Raw genomic sequence first — 4,777 nt, forward strand, 5'->3', positions numbered from 1 at the left:
CCGCACATTTGTTTATTCGGAGCCGGACCTGAAGCGTCCCTTCACCGGTCATCTGCCGATGAATGCGCAGGTCAGCGTCACGACACATTCCGGCAACTACGCAGTGCTTGCGTCAGGCGGCTTCGTGTTTGCTCCGCACCTCACCGCGCGCGAAGCGAAGGAAGCTGATTTCGTCCAGGTGGCGGAACGCTACCTTCATATCCCTTATCTCTGGGGCGGCAAGTCGAGCCTCGGCCTCGATTGCTCCGGCCTTGCCCAGATGGCCTTGCGGGCCGCTGGAATCATGGCGCCGCGCGACAGTGACATGCAGGAAGAGCAGCTGGGAACCGCGATTGAAATTCGCGCCGATCTCAGCGGCTTGAAGCGGGGCGACCTCGTGTTCTGGAAAGGCCATGTCGGAATCATGCAGGATGCGACGCGGCTGCTCCATGCCACGGGCTTCACGATGACGGTTTACTCCGAGCCTCTCAGCGTCGCTGCCGAGCGTATTCTTGCGACCGATACGAAGCCCATCACCACGATCAAACGGCTGCCTTCCCTGGGCGGTTGAAGCATCCTCAGCGTGTCACGCCCACCCGTTCGAGAATGATCGGGCGGCGATCCGCGCGGCCCGAACCGAGCGTGTAGGCATGCCGGACGGCGCGGGCCGCCGCATCGGCTGCGGCTTCCGATCGCGCGTGGACGATTGCGAGCGGACGTTGCCCGTCAACGGTTTCGCCGACACCGGCGAGTTCAGTCAATCCGACAGCGTGATCGATCGGGTCGTGCGGGCGGGTACGTCCGCCTCCCAAAGCGACGACGGCCACGCCGACATCCCGTGTCGCGACGCGATGCACAACGCCGGAATCATCCGCGAAGATCGGCTTCACGATTGGCGCTGCATGCAAATGAGCCGTGGGTTTCTCCAAGAGATCGGAAGGACCGCCGAGCGCAACAACCATGCGCTGGAAAATCTCTGCGGCCTGCCCCGACGCGATCGCCGTCTCGATCTTCGCACGCGCCTCGACGATATCCGACGCTAGTCCTCCGAGGACCAGCATCTCTGCGCTGAGCTCGACCGTGACTTCATGGAAACGCGGCTCGCGGCGTCGGCCGGCGAGATAGTCGGCGGTATACGCGACTTCGACCGCATTGCCGGCAGCAGACGCCAGCGGCTCGTCCATATCCGTCAACAGGGCGCTCGTCGGCAAACCCGCGCCGTTCGCGACGAGTACAAGACTTTCCGCGAGCGACTTCGCATCCGTTGCGTTGGCCATGAACGCGCCCGAACCGAACTTGACGTCCATCACCAACCCTTGGAGGCCGGCGGCGAGTTTCTTCGAGAGGATGGAAGCGGTGATGAGATCGATCGATTCGACCGTGCCCGTCACATCGCGGATCGCATAGAGACGCTTGTCCGCCGGCGCGAGGTCCGCCGTCTGGCCGATGATCGCGCACCCGATCTGCCGCGTCACACGCCGGAACATGTCGATGTCGGGCTGAGAAACATAGCCCGGAATCGAATCGAGCTTGTCGAGCGTTCCGCCCGTGTGACCGAGACCGCGCCCGGAGATCATCGGAACGTAGCCGCCGCACGCAGCAACGGCTGGGGCCAGCGCCAGGCTGACGGTGTCACCGACGCCGCCCGTCGAGTGCTTGTCGAGCACGGGGCCGGGAAGATCCCATTGCAGGACTTCACCGGAATGCATCATCGCGCGCGTCAATGCCACGCGTTCAGGCACCGACAACCCGCGGAAGAAGACCGCCATCGCGAAGGATGCAGCCTGTCCCTCGGAGACGCGGCCCGTGGTCAAACCCTCGATGAACGCCTCGATCTCCTCGGCAGCCAGAACGCCGCCGTCGCGTTTGCGGCGAATGAATTCCTGCGGAAGCATCGTCATGTCAGTAGATTCCCGCAGCGGTCGTGCCGGCGCGGCCTTCGATGGTGGCGATCAATGCGTCATAGACACTGCTGGCACCGATGCGAAAGGTCTTCGGTGTGGCCCAGCCCGCGCCCATGACGCGATCGGCGAGTGAGAGATAGAACGCGGCGTCGTCCGTCGTACGGATCCCACCGGACGGCTTCAAGCCGACGGGACGACCGGATTCCTTGATCACCTTGAGCATGATCTCGGCGGCTTCCGGTGTCGCTGAAACGGGWGTCTTTCCAGTCGACGTCTTAATGAAGTCGGCGCCCGCATCGATCGACACGCGGCTCGCCATTTCGATCAGCGCCGGATCCACGAGTTTGCCGGTTTCGAGAATGACTTTGAGCAGGCGGCCTTGGTCCACGACATCGCGAATTGCCGCGACCATGTCGAAGGCGATCTCGATATCGCCGCGTCGCAACGCGTCGTACGGAAGAACGAGATCGATCTCGTTCGCGCCGTCGCCGAGCGCCTCCTCGGTGTCCTCGGCCACGCGCGAGACGTCTTCGCCGCCGGCGGGAAAATTGACCACCGTCGCCACGCGCACGGTCGAGCCCTTCAGCGCCTCCCGCGATCGGCTGACGAATTGCGGCCATACGCAAACCGCCGCCACCGGGCCTCGTGGATCGCGCGCCTTGGCGCACAGGATGTCGACGGCATGGTCGGTGCAATTGTCGGACAGGTCTGTCAGATCGAGGCAGCGCAAGGCACGTTGAGCAGTATCGACATCAGCCATGGGATAGCTCCGCGACGAAGGATCGGATCAGACGCTTGAAACGCTCGGAGGCTTCCGCCGCCGTCTCTTTCGTTTCCTGGTGAGAGGGCGACGCGCCCTCGATTCCAGCGGCGAGATTGGTGACGACGGAGATCGCCATCACCTTCAGTCCAAAATAACGAGCCAGAATGACTTCGGGCACCGTCGACATGCCGACGAGGTCTCCGCCGAGAATTTGCACCATCTTGATCTCAGCCGGCGTTTCGAAGCTCGGTCCGGACAGCCACGCATAGACTCCCTCGGGCAGCGCGATCCCGCTGCGCTCGGCCGCCTTCTTCAAGGTACGCCGCAAACCTTCGTCGTAGGCGCCCGTGAGTGAAACGAAACGCCCGTCCGAATGATCGCGCAGGAGCGGATTGGTTCCCGACAGATTGAGGTGATCGCTGATCGCGACGAGACTTCCAGGACGAATGTCGGCCCGCACCGAACCGGCCGCATTCGTTGCGACGAAGACCGGAATGCCGAGTTCCTTGACCAGGGAGACAGGGATACGCATCGCCCCTGCGTCTCCGGTTTCATAGTAATGCGCGCGGCCTTGGAACAGCAGCACGCGGCAGCCCTCGATACGCCCCGCAACGAGACGCCCGGCATGACCGGACACGCCACTCTTTGGAAAATGCGGAATGTCCGCGTAGGCAAGGCTCACCGCATCGTCGAGTTCGTCGACGAGAGTGCCGAGACCAGTTCCAAGGACGAAAGCCGCCTCGAAACGGCCGTCAAAGCCCCGGGCGCGGACAAAGGCCGCGGTTTCCTGAATATTCGCTTCCATCAAAGTCTCGCGCTCTAAGCCTTAAGATTGTCCGGTCCGAACGAGAAGGGCAACAGCTCGTCGAGCGAGAAGCTCCGACGAATGCCCTCGGGACCGGCTACGTGAATGATCGTATCGTCCGACGCAAATTCGCGGATGCGCTGACGGCAGCCGCCGCAGGGTGTGACGAGATTGTCGCCTTCACCCATCACGACGATCGCGGCGATGCGCGTTTCGCCGGCGGCGATCATCGCAGAGATCGCTCCAGCCTCTGCGCACGAGCCTACGGGATACGCGGCATTCTCGACATTGCAGCCGGAAAAAATGCGACCGCTCGGTGCAGCGATCGCGGCACCGACCTTAAAGCGCGAATACGGCGCGTAGGCGTTGGCCTGAATGGCTTTGGCGGCTTCGAACAACGCATCGAGCGAGGCCATCTCAACGCTCCTTCACGTAGGGCACACCCGACGCGCGCGGTGGAATAGCCGTGCCGATCACGCCTGCGAGGAGAATGACCGTCATGAGATAGGGCAACGCCTGAATCGCCTGCACCGGCACTTCGCCGATGCCGGGAAGCGAGATGCCTTGAAGGCGAATGGCCACTGCGTCGAGAAGGCCGAACAGGAAACACGCACCGAGCGCCGGCCATGCGCKCCATTTGGCGAAGATCAAAGCGGCAAGCGCGATGAAGCCCTTGCCCGCGGTCATGTTGGGCAAGAACCCTGCCGATTGGCCGACGGACAGATACGTTCCGGCAAGACCGCAGAGCACGCCGCATATGATCACCGCAGCATACCGGAGCCCTGATACCGAAATCCCAGCGGTGTCGACAGCCGCCGGATTCTCGCCGACCGCGCGAAGCCGCAGGCCAAAGCGCGTCTTGCCGAGCACGAACCACGTTACCGGTACGGCGAGAAGCGCGAGGTAAACGGGCGCCGAATGGGACAGGAACAAATCTCCGAACCGCTCTGCGCCTTCCAATGGCGGAGTGCGCCCACCCTGCCCGTACCAGGCATTGCCGATGATCGCCGTCAGGCCAGCCGCGAGCATGTTGATGGCGACGCCCGACACGATCTGGTTGCCGCGTTGGCTGATCGACGCGAATCCGTGGACCAGCGAGAACGCGACTGACGCGCCGATGCCGGCGAGAAGGCCGATCCACGCGGAGCCTGACGCGTGCGCTGCAGCCGCCGCGGCAAAGGCAGCGACGAGCATCTTGCCTTCGAGGCCGATGTCGACGACACCCGCCCGCTCGGACCACAATCCGGCGAGACAAGCCGCGAGAAGCGGAATGGACAAGCGCAATGCGGAATCGAAAATGGTGGCGAAGCTACCGAGATCCATGAT

The 4,777-nt window shown here is 63.3% G+C and carries 6 protein-coding genes; 1 reads left to right on the forward strand and 5 read right to left on the reverse strand.

Annotated features, from left to right (window positions below; translation table 11 throughout):
* On the forward strand, positions 1 to 550 hold a 550-nt coding region (locus tag AC1DT3_RS12375), incomplete at its 5' end, for a C40 family peptidase (RefSeq protein WP_477465553.1).
* Positions 551 to 557: 7 nt separating this feature from the next.
* Here AC1DT3_RS12375 and deoA read toward each other — a convergent pair.
* The 5 genes from deoA to AC1DT3_RS12400 are packed head-to-tail and all read right to left on the reverse strand — an operon-like array spanning position 558 to position 4,774.
* Positions 558 to 1,874 carry a thymidine phosphorylase gene (deoA, locus tag AC1DT3_RS12380; protein ID WP_477465557.1) on the reverse strand — a complete coding sequence of 439 codons (1,317 nt, stop codon included), beginning with the start codon at positions 1,872 to 1,874 and terminating at the stop codon, positions 558 to 560.
* A gap of 7 nt (positions 1,875 to 1,881) precedes the next feature.
* A complete protein-coding gene (gene deoC / locus AC1DT3_RS12385; protein WP_477465554.1) occupies positions 1,882 to 2,643 on the reverse strand; it encodes a deoxyribose-phosphate aldolase in 762 nt (253 codons plus the stop codon).
* Positions 2,636 to 3,451 carry a purine-nucleoside phosphorylase gene (locus AC1DT3_RS12390; protein ID WP_477465555.1) on the reverse strand — a complete coding sequence of 272 codons (816 nt, stop codon included), beginning with the start codon at positions 3,449 to 3,451 and terminating at the stop codon, positions 2,636 to 2,638. The genes deoC and AC1DT3_RS12390 overlap by 8 nt, the downstream gene beginning before the upstream one ends.
* 14 nt (positions 3,452 to 3,465) lie before the next feature.
* Positions 3,466 to 3,867 carry a cytidine deaminase gene (locus tag AC1DT3_RS12395; RefSeq protein ID WP_477465556.1) on the reverse strand — a complete coding sequence of 134 codons (402 nt, stop codon included), beginning with the start codon at positions 3,865 to 3,867 and terminating at the stop codon, positions 3,466 to 3,468.
* A gap of 1 nt (position 3,868) precedes the next feature.
* Positions 3,869 to 4,774, reverse strand: a complete 906-nt coding sequence (locus AC1DT3_RS12400) for an ABC transporter permease (RefSeq protein WP_477465558.1) — start codon at positions 4,772 to 4,774, stop codon at positions 3,869 to 3,871.
* Positions 4,775 to 4,777: the final 3 nt, after the last annotated feature.

It is taken from the genome of Microvirga sp. P4_G7 (assembly GCF_056401005.1).